At 66.2% G+C, this 17,485-nt stretch carries 14 protein-coding genes and 4 tRNA genes; 9 read left to right on the top strand and 9 right to left on the bottom strand.

What is annotated here, in order from left to right:
* Nucleotides 1-36: 36 nt before the first annotated feature.
* The 5 genes from ACLJRM_RS20275 to ACLJRM_RS20255 all read right to left on the bottom strand — a co-directional run bounded on the left by ACLJRM_RS20275 (nucleotide 37) and on the right by ACLJRM_RS20255 (nucleotide 6,033).
* The gene (locus ACLJRM_RS20275; RefSeq protein WP_410663957.1) at nucleotides 37-573 is read right to left on the bottom strand and encodes an HIT family protein; all 537 of its coding nucleotides are present in this window, start codon (nucleotides 571-573) and stop codon (nucleotides 37-39) included.
* Nucleotides 570-2,639 (bottom strand): threonine--tRNA ligase, encoded by a 2,070-nt coding sequence (thrS, locus tag ACLJRM_RS20270; RefSeq protein ID WP_101607332.1) that lies wholly within the window; start codon nucleotides 2,637-2,639, stop codon nucleotides 570-572. Before thrS ends, ACLJRM_RS20275 begins: the two co-directional genes overlap by 4 nt.
* A gap of 138 nt (nucleotides 2,640-2,777) precedes the next feature.
* A complete protein-coding gene (locus tag ACLJRM_RS20265) occupies nucleotides 2,778-3,392 on the bottom strand; it encodes a malonic semialdehyde reductase (RefSeq protein ID WP_410663956.1) in 615 nt (204 codons plus the stop codon).
* Between the two features lie 149 nt (nucleotides 3,393-3,541).
* Entirely contained in the window at nucleotides 3,542-5,068 is a 1,527-nt protein-coding gene (locus tag ACLJRM_RS20260; RefSeq protein ID WP_168214300.1) for a sugar transferase, read from the bottom strand.
* Between the two features lie 893 nt (nucleotides 5,069-5,961).
* A tRNA-Val gene (locus tag ACLJRM_RS20255) sits at nucleotides 5,962-6,033 on the bottom strand.
* A 400-nt stretch (nucleotides 6,034-6,433) separates the two neighbouring features.
* Here ACLJRM_RS20255 and ACLJRM_RS20250 point away from each other — a divergent pair.
* From ACLJRM_RS20250 to ACLJRM_RS20235, 4 genes are all read left to right on the top strand, one after another.
* Complete coding sequence (locus ACLJRM_RS20250; RefSeq protein ID WP_020672550.1) at nucleotides 6,434-6,859, top strand: SsgA family sporulation/cell division regulator; 426 nt, start codon at nucleotides 6,434-6,436, stop codon at nucleotides 6,857-6,859.
* A 136-nt stretch (nucleotides 6,860-6,995) separates the two neighbouring features.
* Nucleotides 6,996-7,068, top strand: a tRNA-Gly gene (locus ACLJRM_RS20245).
* 25 nt (nucleotides 7,069-7,093) lie between these two features.
* Nucleotides 7,094-7,164: transfer RNA gene (locus tag ACLJRM_RS20240), tRNA-Cys, on the top strand.
* A gap of 1 nt (nucleotide 7,165) precedes the next feature.
* Nucleotides 7,166-7,240 (top strand) — tRNA-Val (locus tag ACLJRM_RS20235).
* A 49-nt stretch (nucleotides 7,241-7,289) separates the two neighbouring features.
* Here ACLJRM_RS20235 and ACLJRM_RS20230 read toward each other — a convergent pair.
* On the bottom strand, nucleotides 7,290-7,562 hold the full coding sequence (locus ACLJRM_RS20230) for a hypothetical protein (protein ID WP_410663955.1): 273 nt from the start codon (nucleotides 7,560-7,562) through the stop codon (nucleotides 7,290-7,292).
* Between the two features lie 61 nt (nucleotides 7,563-7,623).
* On the bottom strand, nucleotides 7,624-7,824 hold the full coding sequence (locus ACLJRM_RS20225) for a hypothetical protein (protein WP_410663954.1): 201 nt from the start codon (nucleotides 7,822-7,824) through the stop codon (nucleotides 7,624-7,626).
* A gap of 425 nt (nucleotides 7,825-8,249) precedes the next feature.
* Here ACLJRM_RS20225 and ACLJRM_RS20220 point away from each other — a divergent pair, with 425 nt between their 5' ends.
* A complete protein-coding gene (locus ACLJRM_RS20220; RefSeq protein ID WP_410663953.1) occupies nucleotides 8,250-9,488 on the top strand; it encodes an NAD(P)/FAD-dependent oxidoreductase in 1,239 nt (412 codons plus the stop codon).
* Between the two features lie 30 nt (nucleotides 9,489-9,518).
* Here ACLJRM_RS20220 and ACLJRM_RS20215 read toward each other — a convergent pair whose 3' ends face one another.
* The gene (locus tag ACLJRM_RS20215) at nucleotides 9,519-9,635 is read right to left on the bottom strand and encodes an HVA1 family protein (protein ID WP_410664102.1); all 117 of its coding nucleotides are present in this window, start codon (nucleotides 9,633-9,635) and stop codon (nucleotides 9,519-9,521) included.
* A 202-nt stretch (nucleotides 9,636-9,837) separates the two neighbouring features.
* On the opposite strand from ACLJRM_RS20215, the gene ACLJRM_RS20210 reads away from it, so the two are divergent.
* Together ACLJRM_RS20210 and ACLJRM_RS20205 are read left to right on the top strand one after the other, a co-directional pair.
* Nucleotides 9,838-10,047: a hypothetical protein gene (locus ACLJRM_RS20210; RefSeq protein ID WP_410663952.1), complete on the top strand. Its 210-nt coding sequence runs from the start codon at nucleotides 9,838-9,840 to the stop codon at nucleotides 10,045-10,047.
* Between the two features lie 709 nt (nucleotides 10,048-10,756).
* Nucleotides 10,757-12,328, top strand: a complete 1,572-nt coding sequence (locus tag ACLJRM_RS20205) for a hypothetical protein (RefSeq protein ID WP_410663951.1) — start codon at nucleotides 10,757-10,759, stop codon at nucleotides 12,326-12,328.
* 199 nt (nucleotides 12,329-12,527) lie between these two features.
* Here the strand turns inward: ACLJRM_RS20205 and ACLJRM_RS20200 are convergent, their stop codons facing one another.
* The gene (locus ACLJRM_RS20200) at nucleotides 12,528-15,365 is read right to left on the bottom strand and encodes a BTAD domain-containing putative transcriptional regulator (RefSeq protein WP_410663950.1); all 2,838 of its coding nucleotides are present in this window, start codon (nucleotides 15,363-15,365) and stop codon (nucleotides 12,528-12,530) included.
* Nucleotides 15,366-15,724: 359 nt separating this feature from the next.
* Between ACLJRM_RS20200 and ACLJRM_RS20195 the strand changes: the two genes are divergently transcribed.
* Both ACLJRM_RS20195 and ACLJRM_RS20190 read left to right on the top strand, forming a co-directional pair.
* On the top strand, nucleotides 15,725-16,960 hold the full coding sequence (locus ACLJRM_RS20195; protein WP_410663949.1) for a hypothetical protein: 1,236 nt from the start codon (nucleotides 15,725-15,727) through the stop codon (nucleotides 16,958-16,960).
* Nucleotides 16,961-17,240: 280 nt separating this feature from the next.
* The gene (locus tag ACLJRM_RS20190) at nucleotides 17,241-17,480 is read left to right on the top strand and encodes a hypothetical protein (protein WP_101608488.1); all 240 of its coding nucleotides are present in this window, start codon (nucleotides 17,241-17,243) and stop codon (nucleotides 17,478-17,480) included.
* Nucleotides 17,481-17,485 lie beyond the last annotated feature (5 nt).

Here is a 17,485-nt window from a genome sequence, read left to right as displayed (position 1 = left end):
GCCTTCACGGATTTGGGAGCCTCAGCGGAACAAGACCTACCAGGCGTCCGCCAGCAGTTGCCGCGTCTCCCCCAGCAGCTGCGGCAGCACCTTCGTGTGCCCGATCACCGGCATGAAGTTCGCGTCGCCACCCCACCGCGGCACCACGTGCTGATGCAGATGCGCGGCGATCCCGGCGCCGGCGATCACGCCCTGGTTCATCCCGATGTTGAACCCGTGCGCCGAAGACACTTCCCTGATCACGCGCATCGCGCGCTGGGTGAACTCCGCCACCTCGACGGTCTCCCCCGGCGTCAGATCCGTGTAGTCCGCGACATGGCGGTACGGCACGGCCATCAGGTGGCCGGGGTTGTACGGGTACAGGTTCAGCACCGCGTACACCGTCTTCCCGCGCGCGAGGATCAGCGCGTCCTCGTCGCTCTTCTCGGGAAGATGACAGAACGGGCAGCCCTCGTCGGGTCGCTTCGATCCCTGGACGTAGGCGAGCCGATGCGGGGTCCACAGGCGCTGCAACGCGTCGGGAACCCCGACACCGTCCTGTCCGACGACTTCGGGGCCATCGGGGCCCGTCACCGGAGGACCGCCTCCAAGCCCGCCACGGTCGGCGAGGAGTTCTCGCGGCGCTGGACCCAGCCGGCGATCGCCTCGACCGCGTCGGCCACCGGGATGCCGTTGATCTGGCCGCCGTCGCGGAACCGGAACGACACCGCGCCCGCCTCGACGTCCTTGGCGCCCGCCAGGAGCATGAAGGGCACCTTCTGCGTGGTGTGGGTGCGGATCTTCTTCTGCATCCGGTCGTCGCTCGCGTCGACGTTCACCCGGATCCCCTTGGACCGCAGCGCCTTCTCGACCCCGCGCAGGTGCTCCACCTGGCCCTCGGTGATCGGGATGCCGACCACCTGGACCGGCGACAGCCACGCCGGGAACGCGCCCGCGTAGTGCTCGGTCAGCACGCCGAAGAACCGCTCGATCGAGCCGAACAGCGCGCGGTGGATCATCACTGGGCGCTGACGACTGCCGTCACCGGCGGTGTACTCGAGCTCGAACTTCTCGGGCAGCATGAAGTCCAGCTGGATGGTCGACATCTGCCAGGTGCGGCCCAGCGCGTCCTTGGCCTGCACGGAGATCTTCGGCCCGTAGAACGCCGCGCCACCCGGGTCCGGCACCAGTTCGAGCCCGGAGTCCACGGCGGCGGTGCGCAGCACCTCGGTCGCCTCGGCCCAGACCTCTTCCGAGCCGATGTACTTCTCTTCGTTCCGGGTGGACAGTTCGAGGTAGAAGTCGTCGAGACCGTAGTCGCGCAACAGGTTCAGCACGAAGTCCAAAAGGGACTTCAGCTCACCGGGGACCTGCTCCAGGGTGCAGAAGATGTGCGCGTCGTCCTGCGTCATGCCCCGGACACGGGTGAGCCCGTGGATCACGCCGGACTTCTCGTAGCGGTACACCGAGCCGAACTCGAACATCCGCAGCGGCAGCTCCCGGTAGGAACGCCCGCGCGAACGGAAGATCAGGTCGTGGAACGGGCAGTTCATCGGCTTGAGGTAGTAGTCCTGGCCGGGCTTGCGGACAGTGCCGTCCTCGTTGTGCTCGGCGTCGAGGTGCATCGCCGGGTACATGCCGTCGCGGTACCAGTCGAGGTGACCGGAGGTCTCGAAGAGCGCGCCCTTGGTGATGTGCGGCGAGTAGACGAAGTCGTACCCCGCCTCGACGTGCCGCTGACGCGAGTAGTTCTCCATCTCCTGCCGGATGATCCCGCCCTTGGGGTGGAACACCGGCAGCCCCGAGCCGATCTCGTCGGGGAAGGAGAAGAGGTCCAGCTCGACACCGAGCTTGCGGTGATCGCGCCGCTCGGCCTCGGCGAGGCGCTCCAGGTAGACGTCCTGCGCCTCGGCGGATTCCCATGCGGTGCCGTAGATCCGCTGCAGCTGCGGGTTCTTGTCGTCACCGCGCCAGTACGCGGCGGCGACGCGGGTGAGCTTGAACGCCGGGATGAACTTGGTGGTCGGCACGTGCGGGCCGCGGCAGAGGTCGCTCCACACGCGCTCCTTGGTGCGCGGGTCGAGGTTGTCGTAGATGGTCAGCTCGCCGCCGCCGACCTCCATCACCTCGGAGGTGTCCACTGTGGAGTCTTCGGACTTCAGGTCGACCAGTTCGAGCTTGAACGGCTCGTCGGCCAGTTCCTTCTTCGCCTCGTCGACCGAGTCGAAGACGCGGCGGGAGAACTGCTGCGAACCCTTCACGATCTGCTTCATGCGCTTTTCCAGCGCCTGCAGGTCTTCCGGGGTGAACGGGGTGTCGACGGCGAAGTCGTAGTAGAAACCGTCCCTGACCGGCGGGCCGATGCCGAGCTTGGCCTGCGGGAACTGCTGCTGCACGGCCTGGGCGAGCACGTGGGCGGCCGAGTGGCGGATGACGCTGCGGCCGTCGTCGGTGTTCGCCGCGACGGCTTCGACCTCGACCTCGGACTCCGGAGCCCAGGCCAGATCGCGGAGGTTGCCCTCGGCGTCGCGCACGACGACGATCGTGTCCGGCCCCTTGGTCGGCAGCCCGGCTTCGCGGACCGCGGTGCCCGCCGTAGTGCCCGCCGGTACCACCACGCGCGAGGCGGTTGCGGCTGCTACTGACGACGGCTGGGACACGATGATCTCCTTGGCTAAGTTGTACAACTTTGCTGTGATGTTAGTCGTCAGCCATGACAGGTCTCACGCGCATTACCCCAACGACCACGAAGGCCTCCTTCCCATCGGAAGAAGGCCTTCGCGTATCGAGCGACGAGGTCAGACGGTCTCGACGACCTCGTCGAAGTCCAGCCGCGGCAGGCGGTCGAACCAGGGGTTCTCGCCCGGCTTGCCGACGTTGATCACGACAAGGGACTTCCACGGCTTGTCCGCGAAGAACTCCTTGTCGATGCCTTCGCGGTCGAAGCCGGTCATCGGGCCGGCGGCCAGCCCGGCGGCGCGGACGCCGATGATGAAGTAGCCGACCTGCAGCAGCGCGTTGAGCTTGGCGGTCTCGGTGCGGCCCGCCTCGTCGGCGAACAGGTCCTTCGCGCCGGGGAAGTGCGGGAACACGCGCGGGAGGTTCTCGTGGAACTCGGTGTCGGCGGCGAGCACGACGGTCACCGGAGCGGCCTCGGTCTTCGCGCGGTTGCCCTCGGACATCAACGGGGAGAGGCGCTTCTTGCCCTCTTCGGTCCGGATCACCAGCGCGCGCAGCGGCTGGTTGTTCATCGACGTCGGGGCCCACTTGACCAGTTCGTAGATCGCGCGGATCTGCTCGTCGGTCACCGGCTCGTCGCTGAAGTTGTTCGCGGTGCGGGCCTCGCGGAACAGCAGGTCCTGCACGTCCTGCGGGAGGTTCAGGGTCTCGGCCGACTCAACGCTGGTGGTCATGGGTGGATCTTCCTTCCGTACGCTTCCTGTACTCGTCACAACATAGTTGAGCGCTTGACTATTTCTGGTTCAACTACCTCTGCGTGTGCGGTCGATCACAAGAATCGGCCGCCGTCCCGGAGGGAACGGCGGCCGACACGGCGAAAAGGTCAGTAGGCCCCTCGCCCTTGCACCACGGCCCGGAAAGTCTTCCAGAGGATGACCAGGTCCAGCGCGAGCGACCAGTCCTCGACATAGCGCAGGTCGAGGCGGATGCTCTCGGCCCAGCTGAGGTCGCTGCGGCCGCTGACCTGCCAGAGCCCGGTCAACCCCGGCTTGACCAGCAGACGGCGGCGCGCGTCGGGGGCGTACTTCGCGGTCTCCTCCGGCAACGGCGGGCGGGGACCGACGAGCGACATACGCCCGCTCGCGACGTTGAACAGCTGCGGCAGCTCGTCGAGCGAGTACCGGCGAAGCATGCCGCCGACCCGCGTGACCCGCGGATCCTTGCGCATTTTGAACAGCGGTCCGGCCCCCTCGTTGTCCGACTGCAGGTCCTGCTTGAGCTTGTCGGCGTTGGTGACCATCGTGCGGAACTTCAGCATGGTGAAGGTGTGCCCGTCGCGGCCCACCCGGCGCTGGCGGTAGATCACCGGGCCGCGGTCGTCGAGCTTGATCGCGATCGCGATCGCCAGCAGCAGCGGGGAAACGAGGGTGAGGAGCAGCGTGGAGCCGAACCGGTCGAGCACTTCCTTCACCAGACGGCGGCCGCCGGTGAACATCGGCGCGGTGACCCGCAGCAGTGGCATGCCGAGCACCCCGGAGACGTTCAGCCGGGGTCCGGCCACCTCCATCAGCATCGGGGCGACCACCATCTCGGCGGAGGTCCCTTCGAGGTCCCAGGCGAGCCGCTGCAGGCGTTTCGGGTTCCAGTGCTGATCCGCGGTCACGGCGACCACCCGGTAGCCGCCACGGCGGACGTGGCCCGCGAGCTCGTCGAGCTTCCCGACGACCGGGACGCCTTCCACCTCGCCGCTGCCCCGCTCCGCGCCGGCGCCGCTGTACGTGCAGACGGCTTCCACCCGCCAGCCGACATGGGGGTCGGCCTTGGTGCGGGCGATGAGATCGGCGACCGTGTCGGGGCTTCCCGCCGCGAGCACGGGCAGCAGGCACTCACCGAGCCGCCTGCGCCGGTGCAGCACCTGTCTCAGCGCGTACCGCTGCAGGAACATGAAGACCGAGATCATCGGGACGACGATGAAGACCCACGGCTGCACGGCGAGCGCCCCGAAGAGCAGACCGCCCAGCGCGACGAGGACCGCGGTGGCCACCAGGCCACGGCCCAGCGTCCGGTACTCCTCCGCGCCCTCGCCGAGGACTCGCGGACTCCAGGCCCGGCAGACCGACAACCCGAACAAGAAGGCGGCGGCGGTGCCGAGCGCGTGCATGTCGTGCGGATCGGATCGATCGATCAAGAAGGCGCTCATCACGATGAGCGCGAAGGCGGTGAAAACGTCACTACCGATGACCCAGGCACGGTAGCGCGATTCCCAAGCCGCGTAAGGCGGCCGTGCCGACGTGGTGTCGACTGCCGCGGCGCTGCCCGCGTCCCTTTGCGGGGGACGCGGGATCGACTGAAGGTCGATGTGCTGCGGCGTCCCGTTAACGGTGGACGACGGCCGCACCGACTCTTCCATCAGACCTCCCGGAGTGGGGATTCCCGAACGCCGGACCAACACGCTGAGTAAATGAGAGCGATTTCGAAGAGTGATCGATTCTCAAGGTTCCTCAGCGGCCGATGGGGCGACACACGCCAAGGTATCGGCAACTCTCCGGCCGTCGTTACAAGGATTTCCAGCCACACCCTGTCCGAGCTTCAGGCAAATGAATGCCGTGTTGATAACAAGATGATGACGATGCGTAATAGACCGTATCCGCCGAACAACTACGCAAAGTAGTCACGAATTCCCGGCTTTCCCGGCCACTTGGAGCACCACGCGCCCGAACGGCCGAACAGCCCCGAAAACTCCACAGTGGACGGTCTACCGAAGTCGATCTCCGGCCGGTCCACAGTGGATTTCACACCTCCGGAGCACCACGGCGGGGGAGGCGCGCTCACTGCGCGCGGACCTACCTTGTCAATCGGTCACCGGAGTGGCGTTTCGTCACATCACGTCAGCATCACGGCACCCCCTCCCCCGGAGCCGGACGGGTGAGCCGGTCTCCCGTGCCCCGCATCACTTCGAAGGTGGTCTGGACCTTCTCACGGGGTGCGAAGTGCCGAGGATCACAATGTCGTCTCGGCGGATGGCTCACACGACGTTTTCGTCGCGCGACACGTGGTTTCCGACGAATGTCCACACCGGTCGGAACCGTCGCCACCGAAGATCTTCGAACCGGCTCTCCCTGCCGTCGCCCTCGCACCAGGGCGATTCGGCCGCATCGACGCGCCCGCCCGCGACGGTAGAAGTACCGCCCCCACATAACCCGCGTCCGACCTGGGGATCGAATGCCGCCGGACGGCTCGCCGCCGACAGTGTCCGAGAATGAATCAAGGCCCCGGACCGAGTGGTCCAGGGCCTTCATCCGGTGGGCGATACTGGGATCGAACCAGCGACCTCTTCGGTGTGAACGAAGCGCTCTCCCGCTGAGCTAATCGCCCGCTCGCGGTGTCCGGCCGACTCTACCTCACGACTTTAGGGGGCCTGCAAACGGGTGGTTCGCGCCGACCACACTCCGCTCACCAGCAAATACGGAGCGAACAACCACGAGCTAGCCGGGGTTGTCAGGGCCGGGGGGCGCCCGCGACGCGTTTCGACATTCGTGCGACGGTGCTATCGCGTGACGACTAAACCGCGCAGTATGTACATGTGGACTGCCTGCAGGGCGCATGTAGGGCTGCGCGTCGCGCGGGTGATGATGGGGTGACGAAGTAGGGACCCGGGGTCCGATGACCCCGTCCGGGTGATCTGCGGCAAAACCGCGTTCCGATCGCCCGGCCGATGCGTCACATCATCGCCACTCGGTTCGACCGGGCCGGGAAGGAGACGAAGGGTAGGACGATGCGCAACGATCACGTGACGCTCCGCTCGACGGCGGTGTTCGACCTCCTGGCGCCGCGGACACCCGCGGTTCCGGTCAAGGTGGAACTGCGATACGACACACGCGACCCCTACGCGGTCGTCGCCGCCTTCCGCACCGGCCGCGCCGGCTGGGTCGAGTGGGTCTACGCGCGCGACCTCCTCGCGGACGGTCTGCTGGCCGACGCGGGCGACGGCGACGTACGCATCCGCCCCTCCGTCGAAGACCCCGAGTCCGTCCTGATCGAACTGAACTCGCCGTCCGGGCACGCCATGTTCGAGGCGTCCGCTCAGGAGCTGGCCGACTTCCTCGACAGGACCTACGACGTCGTGCTGCCGGGCAACGAGCACCTGTGGGTCGACGTCGACGACGCCCTCACGCACCTCATCCCCAACGATCTGTCCTGATGACGGGCTTGCGAACAGCAAGTGGCACCCCGGTTGCAGAGTCGATTTCGGGGTCGGATAGTGTTCACACACACCACGGCGACGGGGTGAGAGGCAAAACCGCGAGGTAGAAACTCTCGAACCGAACCGAGGATGTGCGGATGTAGCGCAGCTGGTAGCGCATCACCTTGCCAAGGTGAGGGTCGCGGGTTCGAATCCCGTCATCCGCTCGGAAGGCCTTCTCGGGCCTGACACGGTGGAGTGGCCGAGAGGCGAGGCAACGGCCTGCAAAGCCGTGTACACGGGTTCGAATCCCGTCTCCACCTCGCGCGATTAGCTCAGCGGGAGAGCGCTTCCCTGACACGGAAGAGGTCACTGGTTCAATCCCAGTATCGCGCACCATCTGTTTTCGCAGGTCAGAAGCCCTGCTCCTCCTCGGAGGGGCGGGGCTTCAGTCGTCAAAGGACGATGAAAAGGCGAAGCTGTGACTGTCGATCAGCTCTTCGTAGAAGATCGCGATGCTCGGCGGCAGCTCCAGCTCCGCGACGCGAACTTCGGCAAAGTACCTCTGGTCCCCCGCTACGACCCACACGAACGTGTGACTGGGCCGTCGCTGCCGCACCTGTTCCAACGCCGCCCATATTGGCAAGCCGAGGTGATGAGCACCTCGACGATCGCCCGGCTTCTGCGCGTCGCGATCCACCGCACCCGTATCCGCGATCAAGCCGGGAAACCGCTTCGCTACACCCCGCACGGCTTCCGTCGCATGTTCGCCACCGAGACCGTCACCGGCGGTCTCCCCCGTTCACATCGCCGCACGCCTTCTCGGTCATAAAACACTGACCACCACACAAGCCTATCTCGCCGTCTTCCAGGACGATGTCATCCGCGCCTACCGGGGCTTCCTCGACCGCCGACGAACAGTCCGGCCTGCGGAGGAATACCGTGATCCGACCGATGAGGAATGGCGTGAGTTCCAGCAGCACTTCGAGCTGCGTAAACTCGAACTCGGCACCTGCGGCCGTCCCTACGGCACCCCCTGCCGGCACGAGAACGCCTGCATCCGCTGCCCCGTCCTCCGAGTCGACCCCCGCCAAGCACAACGCCTGGCCGAGATCGTCCAGAACCTGCGCGAGCGCATCACCGAGGCACGTGCCTACGGGTGGCTCGGCGAAGTCGACGGCCTGGAAATCAGCCTGAACGCCGCTGTCACCAAGCTCGCCAAGCTAAGAAGCGGACGTCGAGCAGCGTCCTCGGTCGGTGCCCAACCGCGTCCGGATCGGCGTGCTGAACCGCCTGGCCCAGTCACGGTATTTCAGCGGAGTACAGGTGTGATCGGCGCCGCTCGATCGCGAGATGGTGTTGATCTAGCGCGTACGGGGCACTCCCACATGAGAGAAGGGAGAGATAGATGACCACAGCGTCCGATGTCATCGTCGTGGGAGCGGGGCTCGCCGGGCTGAGCGCGGCGACCCGTCTTCACCGAACAGGTGTCCGGGTCATCGTGCTCGAAGCGGACGACGACGTCGGTGGCCGCGTCCGCACGGACGAAGTCGACGGCTTCCGCCTCGATCGAGGTTTCCAGGTATTGCTCCCCGCCTACCCGGCGGTGCGGCGGCTGATCACGGAAGACGACCTGCAGCTGCGGAAGTTCACGCGCGGCACCATAGCCACCCTCCCCGACGGCCACCGCTGGCTGGCAGGTCCCTGGCACGGCCTTCCCGCGATTCGAGGACTCGCCCAGTTCGCCATGCACCATCCGGGCGATGCCCTCCGCATGACCAGGCTGGTCCTGCGCGACGCCTTGGCTCCGAACTCGGTCGTGCGCAAGGACGCTCAGCGGACGACCGCGGAAGAGTTCATGCACTGGGGGCTGTCGGCGAGCACGATCGAGGAGGTCCTGCGACCGTTCCTTGCCGGGGTGTTCCTGGACCCGGCGCTGAACACCTCTTCACGGCTCTTTCACTTACTGTGGCGGAGTTTCCTCCGTGGCGGCGGCGCCCTGCCCGCCCACGGAATGCAGACTCTCCCCCGATCACTGGCGGCGGGCCTGCCGACCGAAACGATCCGCACGGGCATCGCGGTCGGCGAAGTCACCGACGGCGGCGTCCGCACGAGTTCCGGCGAACACCTGACCGCGAACGCCGTTATCGTCGCCACCGACGGCGACGCCGCCTCTCGCCTGCTTCCGGGTATCGAGGCGCCGGAGTGGCACGCGGTCACCACGTTCTACTATCGCGCCGACACCGCTCCCCTGCGCTCGCCGACACTGCTTCTCGACGGCACGACCGACCTTCTGCTCCACACCGCGGTCATCAGCGAGATCGCGCCGGAATACGCTCCCGAGGGCTCCTCGCTCATTGCCGCGTCGGTGCCCGGCCGGTCCGAGGTCCACCTCGAAGCACGAGTTCGCGAACGCCTGACCCGCATTTACCGGACCGACACCAGCGAATGGGAACTGCTGCATGCGTACGCCGTGCCACGAGCCTTACCGGTCTTCCCCGCCGGAGCCCCACTACGCCGCCCTGTCCGTGTCAGCGATGGCCGTTACGTCTGCGGCGATCACCGCGACACCCCATCGATCCAGGGCGCACTCGTTTCGGGGCAACGGGCCGCCCGGGCCGTGCTCGCAGATCTCCCAGGCCGCTGAGTCGACGTTCGGCGAGATTCATCAGCTCGTTCAGATCTTCTCGAGCACGTCGGGCTTGTGAATGATCTCCTTCAGGACCACGCCTTCGGCTTCTCCGCCGTGGCTGTTCCAGCGAACCCGGTCACCCCGCTTGAAACGCTGCGTCATCGCCACTCGGCACAGGTACCGATGGATCTCTCAGGCACGGCTGTCGCCTCACCGACAGCGACAGCGACACCGATCACGTTCGTGGGCGTCGCCGACGCCGTGCACGACGGCCAGGTCTTCGAACTCGAGTTCGTCTCCGAACTCGACCGCGCCATTCCTCCGACTGGCGCTCTACCTCGTCATGAGCGGCCACCAAACAGGCGTGCTGTGGAACACCCGCACCGACGAACGCTGGGCAGTGCAAGTGCCAGACCGCGAAAGCTTCATGCACGCCGTCATCCTGTGCGTCACCAAACAGCACTACCGAACTTTCCAGACACCACCGCAACAACCGGAAAAACGCGGCCAGCTCCGCAAAATCGCGAGTGGCTTGCGCAGTCGCTCGCGACGGGACGGACAGGCCCTCGGCTGACGCTGTGCGTGCCGAAAACTGAGATTCCCCTTCGGGCCGGACACTTGAGCCCAGACAGTTTTTCTGGGGGAGGATGTTCTGGTGTCACGTTCGTCGAAGTCTCCCGGGCAGTTCCGCGCTGATGCGGTGGAGTTGATCCGCACCTCTGACCGTCCCGTTGCGTCAGGTCGTCCCGTGAGTTGGGTGTGAACCACGAGACCTTGCGTAGCTAAGTCAAGACCGCTGAGAAGCAGTCCGGGCAGCCGTCCGCCGCGTCGGGCGATGCCGATCAGGACGAGTTGCGGTCGCTACGTAAGCGAGTGACGGAACTGGAGGTGGAAAAGGAGATTCTGCGGAAAGCGGCCGCCTTTCGCGAAGGAGATGGGTCGTTGGCCTGTAGCTACCGGTTCATTTCCGAACACCGCGCCACCTTCGGTGTCGCGCTGTTGTACCGGGTCCTGGGTGTGCGACGACCCGGGTTCTACGAATGGATCGCTGCCGCGCCACGCCGCAGCCGAGGAGGAACTGGCCACTGAAATCGCCGAGGACGCAGACGAACTTCCCCCGATTGTCCGGTCATCTCACCTGAAGCGACCACCGGTCACCAGGAAGGATGTTCTGATGCCTGCACCACACCCGCCTGAGTTTCGTCAGCGTGCCGCGAAGTCCGGCTTTTGCCCAACCACGAACTTCACGCGCGAACATTTTTCCTTCACCCGATATATTAGCGGTGGTTCGCCGGGCCATGGTCGCTTTTGACAAAGTCGCCATCGACAGAAACGAGGGGAACAAAGTGCTGCATCGAGGGGGAAAAGCGCGACACTTGTTCAAAGCGGTGCTCGACGGCGGGATCGACGGAGTCGGCCGAAGCCAGTCGATGACCGCGGAGCAGGTGCGAGAACTCCTCCTGGCCTGCACACGGCCCAAGGTGTCGCTGCCGCACCCCGTGCGGATCCGCAATTTCCGCATCGCCGGCTCTCTCGACCTGTCTCACCTCCGCCTGGCCTACGACCTGGATCTGACGGGGTGCGCGATCTCCGGTGGGCTGGTGCTCACGGGCACGACCATCGGTGCGGTTGATCTGTCCGGCACCGAAATGGACGCCCTCCTGGCCGCCAACACCCGGCTGGGCGGCGACCTTGTGCTGCACCAGGCCCGGATAGGGCAGGCGAACCAGTACGAGCCGACGTCTTCCTGGCAGGAATTCCGCAGTCGCAGAGGCGACCAGGTGCAAACTCCGACAAGCACGCCGGACCGGGATGTGGTCGCTCCGGTGACACTGACGAGCAGCCGGGTCGAGGGCGACGTCGTACTGTCGAAGTCCACGATCCGCACCGGCGAACCGTGGGCGATCTACGCGCCGCGACTACAGGCATCCGGGTCGTTCATCGCCAATTCTCTCCGCGCGACCGGGGGAATCAACCTCTGGGAGGCGAAACTGGAGAACTCCATCGTCCTCGACGGGGCGGAGGTCGGCGCGGTCGACGCGAGCATCGTGACGGTGAGCGGTGGCTTCTTCGCCGGATATGGGTTCGTCGCGTCCGGTCCAGTCGACCTGCTCGCCATGCGGGCGGGCAACATCGTCACGTTCCACGACTCCGAACTGCGCGGATCGCCCACCTCCGCGAACCTCACCAGACTCACGACATCCCGTCTGCGGTTGGACACTCGCACTGCTCCGAGCGGGCGCCTCATCCTGCGCGACGTACGGGTCAGCTCACTGATCGATTCAGCCTCGACCTGGCCCGTCGACGGCGATCTGGATTTGGAGGGACTGGGATACGACCGGATCGGGGCCACCGAGTCCCTCGCGGTCAGGGAGCGAATCGGCTGGCTCACCCGCGATCCAGAGGTGAGTGCGGCCTCGTTCGAGCGGCTGGCGGCCTACTATCAGAGCGCGGGTGACGAACGCTCCGCCCGGACGGTTCGGCTCACCAGGGAACGTCATCTCCTGCATCACCAGCACTTCGCGGGGCGGGTGTGGGGTCGGACCCAAGACGCGTTGTTCGGGTATGGATTCGCGCCGGCAAGAGCACTCCTCTGGCTTGCTGCCATAGTCGGCACCGGAGCATGGTGGTTCTCCGGTCATCCCGTGCGCCCACTCAAGCAGCACGAGCATCCCACCTGGGATCCGTTCGTCTACGCACTCGACCTGGTGGTGCCGATCGTCGACCTTGGCCAGGAGAAGGCGTGGGACCCCGTTGGTACCGACAAGGTGGTAGCGATGGCCTTGGTGGTCGCGGGGTGGTTGCTGGCGACCGCTGTCGTCGCGGGAGCCAGGCGACTCCTGAGCCGCACCTGATCGCGATCCCGCCTTACGGGGGCTGTCAGGGCAACTCTGCGACCTCACCGACACCTTGGGTTAGGCGTGGGGTTGCCGAGACGGGAGGGGGGCGATGAACTCAGCGGAATAAGCCTTCGGCATGATCGACAGCCTTCCAGACGACAAGTCATCGACTCCACAAACCCGAGGCCGTCAGCTGAGGCGCCTGGCGGACTGCTCATCGCGAGACTCTTATAGTCGGCCCCCTGGTCAATCTCTGGATCTCGTTGTCAAGGACTCCCATCTCGGTGAAGAGCTTGATCGAGGCGGTCCGATGTTCATCGGCGTGAGCACCGTCGCACTTGGCGGTCCCGGCGTGGGCCTTTGCTGCTCCGTAGGGGAAGACCATTGAACGTCCGAGTGCGAGCGCCTGTTCGAAGGCTGTGAGGGCCTCAGCGGGTTGGCCGGCGCACCGGAGTGTCTCGCCGAGTTCGTTGAGTCCATTGCATTCGGAGGTCTTTTCACGTATGCGGCGGACGAAGATCAGAGCGTTGCGAAGGTGGGCTAGCGCCTCGTCGTAGCGACCTGCGATCCGCAGAATGACGCCGTGGCTTCCCTGGACGCATCCGCGGATAGAGTCGAGGCTGAAGTCCGGCTCACTGGCTCCGTTCGCGGTGTCGTGTGTGGCTGTCAGAAGTTCCGTAGCCGCCAGGGCTTCCTTACCGCACTGGAGGGCCTCATCGATGTGCCCCAGCTGTGCGAGCACCGTGCCCAGGCAGCCCTGAGTTGACGCGTACAGGTGGAGGACACCGGTTTCTCGATGCAGCGCAGCTGACATTCGGAGACTTTTGGCTGCCTCGGCGTAGTGGCCGAGCTGGGCGTGAGCGACTCCGAGATTGTTCGAGACGGCAGCCTTTCCCCGGAGGTTCCCGAGTGCGCGATAGCGCTCAAGGGCATTCTCGCCGTAGCGGAGGGAATCATGAGGTCGTCCGCACTGGAGGGACGCGTTGCCGAGTTGTTTCAGGGTGGCCGCCTCACCGGTACGGTCGCCGAGCTGACGAGCTGCCTGTAGCGCGGTGACGAGGGTGTCGATCCAGTCGTCGCCATACCCGCGGGCATAGCGGAAGTACCACAGCGCGTCGGCCAGCCGCCATGCGTGGTCGTTCCAGCCGTGTTCGGCTGCGGTGGCGCTTGCCGCCACGAGGTTGTCGTACTCGGTTTCCAGCCAGCGGATGTGCTGATCGCGGCTCGGTTCAGCAGCCTGGGCAGAGCCGGTCAGGTAGAAGTCGAGTAGCCGGCCGACAGCGTCCGGTTCCGGGTCGGCGATGTTTCGTGCGAAGAGCCGGACCAGGTCGTGCATCCGATAGCGGCCAGGCTGATGCTGCTGCACCAAGTGCAGGCGTTCCAGCTCGTCCAGCATCGCTCGTGTCCGTGAGTGAGGCTGCTCGGTGAGCCGCGCCGCCGCGGGGAGCCCGATGTCCGGCCCGATCATGTACCCCAGGCGCTGGAACACGTCGGCGGTTTCCGTTTCCAGCGCACGGTACGAGCTCGCGATGACGGCACCGAGATCCGCGTGCAGGTCACCGGTCTGCAGAGTGGCAAGCCGAGTGGTGTCGTCGGCGAGCTCCTCGGCCAGCACCGCCAGAGGAAAGTGCGGGTGACGGGCGGCACGCGCGGCGAGGATGCCGAGCGCGAGGGGAAGGCCTCCACAGTGGTGCAGCAGCGACGTGACAGCGGCGGGTTCCGCATCCATCCGCTCGGCGCCGAGATAGCCGCTGAGGAGCGCGTGGCCGTCGCCGTCGCCGAGGTAGTCGAGCGGCACGGTCCGTGCGCCATGCGTGGTCACCAGGCTGGTCAAGTCGTTGCGGCTGGTGATGAGCACCTGGCAGGACGGGGTCCCGGGCAGTAGCGGTTCGACGTGGGCCCTGTCGCGGGCGTTGTCGAGCACTACCAAGATCTGTTTGTCAGCGACCAGACTGCGGTAGTACGACGCTCGGGTGTCGTGATCTACGGGGATGTCGCGGAGCGGCACACCGAGAGAGCGAAGAAACGCCGCCAGGATGGTCGCCGCCGGAATCGGCGGCTCGGTGGGGTCGAAGCCGCGGAGATTGGCGTACAGCTGCCCGTCGGGGAACCGGTCGACGTTGTCGTGTGCCCAGCGCAGTGCGAGCCACGTTTTCCCGATGCCGCCGGCCCCGCCGACAGCGGTGATCACCGGAGCGCCGTTGTTGCTGTGGTGGGCCGCGTCGAGGTGGCCGAGTTCCGCGTCTCTGCCGATGAAGGCCATGGGCACCGCGGGGAGTTGCCGAGGCACCGGGGCTTGGAGGGACGGTGCGACAAGGGACGAGTCCGCGGTCAGGACCCGCTGGTAGACCTGCTGCAAGTCGGCTGCCGGGGTGACACCGAGTTCCTCACCGAGCCGGTCACACACCTGCCGATAAGTCTTGAGCGCCTGGGCCTGGCGACCGCAGCGGTACTGCGCCAGCATCAACTGGCCTGCCAGGCGCTCATCGAGCGGTTGCTCGGTCACCTGAGCGGTCAGCCGCGCCAGCAGACCGGCGTGTCCGCCCAGGCGCAACTCTATGTCGTTGCGGTCGAGCTCGACGGCGAGACGCTGCCTCTCCAGTCGCTCACGCACCGGCCACAACCACGGGGCGTCCGATTCGGCCAATAGCTTGCCGCGCCACAGGCCGAGTGCCTCATCGATCAGCGCGAGCGAGCCTTCGTCGCTGTCGCACGCGCGTGCCTGGCTGACCAGGCTGTCGAAGCGGTACAGGTCCACCTGCAGCGGGTCCGCGTCCAGCACGTAACCGCCGGGCTGTTTGCGGATAGAGACGCCCTCCACGGTGGCGAACAGACGTCGCAGCCGCGAGACATGCCCGTACAGCGTCTCGCGCGGTCGCCGCGGCAACCCGTCGCCCCACACGGCATCGACGAGCTCATCCACGGAAACGGCGTGGTTGACCTGGACCAGCAAGATGGCCAGAACGGTGCGCTGCTGAGCGTGCCCTGCCCATACCCGGCGGCCGCCGAGTACGACCTCCACCTCCCCCAGCAGGCGGAACTCGACGTTCATCGCATCCTGCCCGGACTGCTGTCTCTACCGCACCTGCCAGCGACTTCAAGGTTCCTACCCATGTTGCTCACCACCCCCGCCCCTCATTGTGGCGACCGGCAGACATCGGCGACAGCGCCAACGAGGTAGCCAACAGGGCACGCGAGGACACGAAGCACCAAGGGGGAGTTTCGTGTCCTCGCGCCTTCCGCGGCCGCTGAACCCACTGTTGCCAGTGACATTCGCCCACACGAAAGGAATACCAGGCTTGACGCCCCGCCCAGGCCGAACAATTCGCGAAATGTGCAAGTGGACGCCCATCCACGTGTGCGGAGTTGACCGCTCACGATCATTCGATTGCATCCGTTAGGGGACGACACATGACCAAGAAGAGACAGTGCCTGCTGGCGCTGGGGATCACCGCGACGCTCGGGATCAGCGGGGTTTTTGCGGCCGCTCCCAGCACAGCCGGACCGGTTGCGGCGATATCCGCCGATACTCACGGCAAACCCGGAAACGTGGAAGATCGGCCGTTCTCTTACCTGCCACCCGACGTTCGCCACAGGATGGCCGCGCAAGCCAAGACCAAGGCTGTCGCGAACACTGTCCGCCAGGCCATCGCCACCAGCCGCGCCACCGGCTTCACCAGCATCGAGTTACGCGGAACCTCGATCGAACTGTCCTACAAGGGACCGGTCCCCGACGCGGTGCAGACCGCGATCGCGCAGGCCCGCCGAACAGGACCGGTCATCATCAAGGCCGCCCGGTATTCCCTGGCCGAACTGGAAACCGCCATGGCACGGATCACCGGAAAACTGCGTACCCAACCCGGCGGGCCCGCGCACAGCATCGAAATCACACCCGACGGCCAGGGACTGGTCGTCGGGGTCGACCGGGCCACCACCGCCTCGGCACTCGATCTGCCACAGGTGTCGATACCGGTGCAGATCGCACACCGGGAGCGACTCACTCCGTACGTCGGGCGCCACAACGACGCACCCCCCTACTGGGGCGGCGCAGAGATCGTCAATACCGACGTTTCCGCCGGCTGCTCGTCGGGCTTCGGAGTGCGAAACGGTGGCCAGCGGTACCTGCTGACCGCCGGTCACTGCGGGCGTCCGGGCGGCGGCTGGGAGAACGGCGACCGCAGCCGGTTCGTCGGCAACGCTACCCACGAGCACGTTGAGCACGATCTGCTGCTCATCGCCACGGACGCGGGTGGCCGGATCTACGACGGCGGCGTCGGCACCGGCGAGTTCTCCAAGGGCGTCTCCGGCTGGGCATGGGTCATCGGCGGCGAGGAACTGTGCAGTTCCGGAGCGGTCAGCGGGGCGATCTGCGGGCACGTCGTCGAAGCATTCGGCAAGGTTCTGTGCGGCTATGACCCGTATGGCAACTACGAGTGCTACTCAGGACTCGTCCAGTCCAGACACAGGACCGGTGCGATCGCCGGTCGCCCCGGAGACAGCGGCGGACCGGTGTTCAGCCTGGACGGCACCGACCGGGTCGTCGCCAAAGGCACCATCACCGGCGGGCAAATCAACGGCCCAATCCTGCTGTGGCAGCAGTTCGGAACCGCAGTCGCCGATCTCGGCATCACACCCGTAACCAGCTGACACACCCTCCCCGACACAGCCCCGGTGGCGAGACCGCGCCACCGGGGCGCTCGTTGATTGGGCGGCGATGGAGCGGGTAACCCATGCAGCGCGTCGTAGCGGGCGGCGGCCTGCGCGCACCGGAGGAACGCAGGCGAGGAGATCCTCGTAGTCCGCGCGTTCTGCGGCCGAGACCTGGCACCACTACGTCCGTCTGCGTCACGTCACCTTTCCGGTGGTCGTCACCACGAACCCGGAACTGACGTCGACCGGTGCGACGTGCACCGACTAGAGTGGGTTCATGAGTGACCCGGAGGAGCTGGCTCGCACGCTGCGGGCCACGGCAAGAACCGCCGCGACCGGCGCTCTGCGCGAAGGACTCGAAGAGATCGAAACGCGGCACGGCCAGCACATTGCCGACGAGGTCGCCGGTCTGCTTGACGTCGACGGCGTGTTCGCCGGACTGCGCGACACCGAGAACCGGCGACGAGGCAGCAACGACGACGTGCCGTGGGAGTTCAAGACGGAGCCCTCGACCTGAACGTG

Source organism: Amycolatopsis sp. lyj-84, assembly GCF_046549075.1.
Lineage (GTDB): Bacteria > Actinomycetota > Actinomycetes > Mycobacteriales > Pseudonocardiaceae > Amycolatopsis.
Note: the sequence above shows the minus strand (reverse complement) of the source record. Positions and strands in the feature narration are given on the sequence as shown.

Coding starts and splice junctions, on each gene's coding strand:
- ACLJRM_RS20215 (WP_410664102.1), bottom strand. CDS start 9,635: ATGACGCAGCGTTTCAAGCGGGGTGACCGGGTTCGCTGGAACAGCCAC.
- ACLJRM_RS20190 (WP_101608488.1), top strand. CDS start 17,241: ATGAGTGACCCGGAGGAGCTGGCTCGCACGCTGCGGGCCACGGCAAGA.
- ACLJRM_RS20220 (WP_410663953.1), top strand. CDS start 8,250: ATGACCACAGCGTCCGATGTCATCGTCGTGGGAGCGGGGCTCGCCGGG.
- ACLJRM_RS20250 (WP_020672550.1), top strand. CDS start 6,434: ATGCGCAACGATCACGTGACGCTCCGCTCGACGGCGGTGTTCGACCTC.
- ACLJRM_RS20200 (WP_410663950.1), bottom strand. CDS start 15,365: ATGAACGTCGAGTTCCGCCTGCTGGGGGAGGTGGAGGTCGTACTCGGC.
- ACLJRM_RS20260 (WP_168214300.1), bottom strand. CDS start 5,068: ATGGAAGAGTCGGTGCGGCCGTCGTCCACCGTTAACGGGACGCCGCAG.
- ACLJRM_RS20195 (WP_410663949.1), top strand. CDS start 15,725: ATGACCAAGAAGAGACAGTGCCTGCTGGCGCTGGGGATCACCGCGACG.
- ACLJRM_RS20265 (WP_410663956.1), bottom strand. CDS start 3,392: ATGACCACCAGCGTTGAGTCGGCCGAGACCCTGAACCTCCCGCAGGAC.